Origin of the sequence: Chryseobacterium sp. RU37D (assembly GCF_900156075.1) — a bacterium.
Lineage (GTDB): Bacteria > Bacteroidota > Bacteroidia > Flavobacteriales > Weeksellaceae > Chryseobacterium.
Map to the genome: position 1 here is coordinate 1 of NZ_FTMM01000057.1, position 2580 is coordinate 2580.

Consider the following 2580-nt stretch of genomic DNA (forward strand, 5'->3'; position numbering starts at 1 on the left):
TTAAATGTACCTGAATTTACCGGTGTTCCGCTTCCGGTAACAGTTACAGTCTGAACTCCTGTTGTTGTAAAGTTTCCTGAGCCTGAGAATGTTACTCCATTTACAGTATTAGAAGTAATGCTCCAAGGACCTACCTGCGTTACATTTACTTTGATATTAATGGTAGAGTTATTCATAGCTACTCCCTGCTGGTAAGTACCTGAATATCCTGCATTGGTACAGTCAGTAATTGTATTATTGGTTGGTGTAGATCCGTTGCAATCACCTACCCATTTGGTAGCATTCCAGTACTGCATACAGTGAATATCCAGATTATAGATCAAAAGACCTTCCGGTTTAGGATTAATAGCATCACGCTGAGCCGTAGTCATTCTTGTCGTCAGGAAGCCTTTTGTAGTGCTTGTAAGCTCCAGTAATGCACTTGGATTGGGTGCTGGTGTATTGATTCCCACATTACCTTGCGTATTGATTCTCATTCGCTCATTATAAAGACCTCCTAAAGAATTTCCAACATAAAACTCTTCCTCTGAGCCATTAGTAGCCGTGCTTCCTGTACGGATGGTACCCATACCCCATGCAGCACCTCCTGCTGTAGGACCACTATTGGTAAATCCTAACAAGGAGTAATTTCCTGTTGCCAATGGTGAGATATTTCTTAAAGCTAATGCAACGTGCTGATTGGTACCTATTGCGGCATCGATCAAACTGAATCTGTTTGCATTTCCGCTTTGAGCAACAACATGAAGTTTTGTTTCCGGACTAATGGTTCCTACTCCTAATTGTCCAGTTTTAGTTACTACAGCATCATTAGCAGCTTGTGAAGCATTGGGAACGCCTGTTACAGGATTATCTTTCGCTCCATCCACATGAAGGGTAGCTTGAGGGTTAGCATTAGCTATACCAACTTGTGCCGATAAAAAAACCGACTTGAGTATTATAAGACATAATACCAGCAATTGTTTACTTTTTCTCATAAATATGTTTTTTGAAATTCTATACTAAAAATATATCTTGAATATAATTTAGAAGTGTGTACATCATCGTCCCAATTTGTCACATTTCTTTATGAATACAACAAATATCCCGGTTATTGATCATAAGATTTTCCGGATTTAATAATGATTGAAAACTTCTGTATTAGGATTGTCTTTTCCTCTGTCCATATGTAGGGTAGTCTGAGGACTGGCATTGGCTATGCCAACTTGAGTCGATAAAGAGACCGACTTGAGTATTATTAAAACATAATACTGTTTTTTTACTTTTTTTCATACTGTGTGTTTTTTATTTTGTTATCTAATGAATCTTTTTTAAAGCATTTATAATTTTTGGTCTTAACTTTTAAAAATAAGATTCATTATTACATTTATATTTTGGGAAGCGAACTTATTAAAATTTGCCGCAAAAACAAAAAAAAACCTATACTATTTCAATACCATTATGATTTAATAAATTGATAATCATATTATTAAAATTCATAATTTTAAATTAACAACGTGAGGAAATTAAATAATACTTTTGTTAGTAATCTAATATTTTCAAATAAACATTATTGAATGTACATATATTTTAACTTGGTAATTATCAGTTTTTTCATCAATAAATAAGTGGTAATTATAATATTAGTTTTACCCTAGATATAAACAGATCAATTTCTCATTTTTAAAATACAACTAGCTTTAAATTGTGGTACATTATATGATTAATAAAATTAAGAATCGTTTTCTCCCAGTGCCTTATTCATTTTTCGTCTATAAAATTTCATATCCTATTGGATCCCATATGCAAAAAAAACAGGCTATCTTTGAGATAGCCTGTTTTTGAAAACATTTAAACTAGTGATAATAAATCTTATTATTGTGCAATTGCATTACAAACTGTAAGATTTGCAGCAGTTGCATTCTTTGTCTCTGGTCTGTAAGTACCCGTAGAACCGTTGTGTACAACTGTTAATTTTCTATAATATGAACCACTTACTTTAATAGAAAGACTCGTATTTCTTTGACGTCCTGACCCTACACCAGATTGTGTTACTGTATTTCCATTAATAACATTATTACCAGGTATACAATCTTTAGTTCTGCTTAAAGTAACAGGTACATCATTTCCATTTACATCCTGAGCCGTAATTGTAACAGACTGAGGAGTTGGTGATCCATAATCAAGCTCACTTAAAGCAACTTCAGCATCAGTAATTAGTCTGCTAAATGAGTATACAGTAGTTGTAGGGGTATGCACACCATTTTTTAATCCTAATAGCCAGAAATTTGACATATATACTGAATCTGGTCCACTGAAGCAGCCTCTCCATCCTGTCGTATTTACATCTTTATCACCAGTGTGGGTAGCTGTAATAGATACGGTCATACCATTTGTTGTGACATAGTTATAAGGTAAATCATCTGGTCCTAACTGACAAATTTGAGAAGGATTGCTTCCAGGCATATAAGTTACATTTCTAGTACAAGTGCTGCTTCCCAATGAGAAGGTATAATTAAATGTACCTGAATTTATCGGTGTTCCGCTTCCGGTAACAGTTACAGTCTGAACTCCTGTTGTTGTAAAGTTTCCTGAGCCTGAGAA

2 pseudogenes are annotated in these 2580 nt (G+C 34.4%); both read right to left on the reverse strand.

The window, feature by feature from the left end:
- Window positions 1-974 (reverse strand): annotated as a pseudogene (locus tag BW926_RS13960) (hypothetical protein); the annotation flags it as partial.
- Window positions 975-1851: 877 nt separating this feature from the next.
- A pseudogene (locus BW926_RS14450) lies at window positions 1852-2580 on the reverse strand (hypothetical protein); the annotation flags it as partial.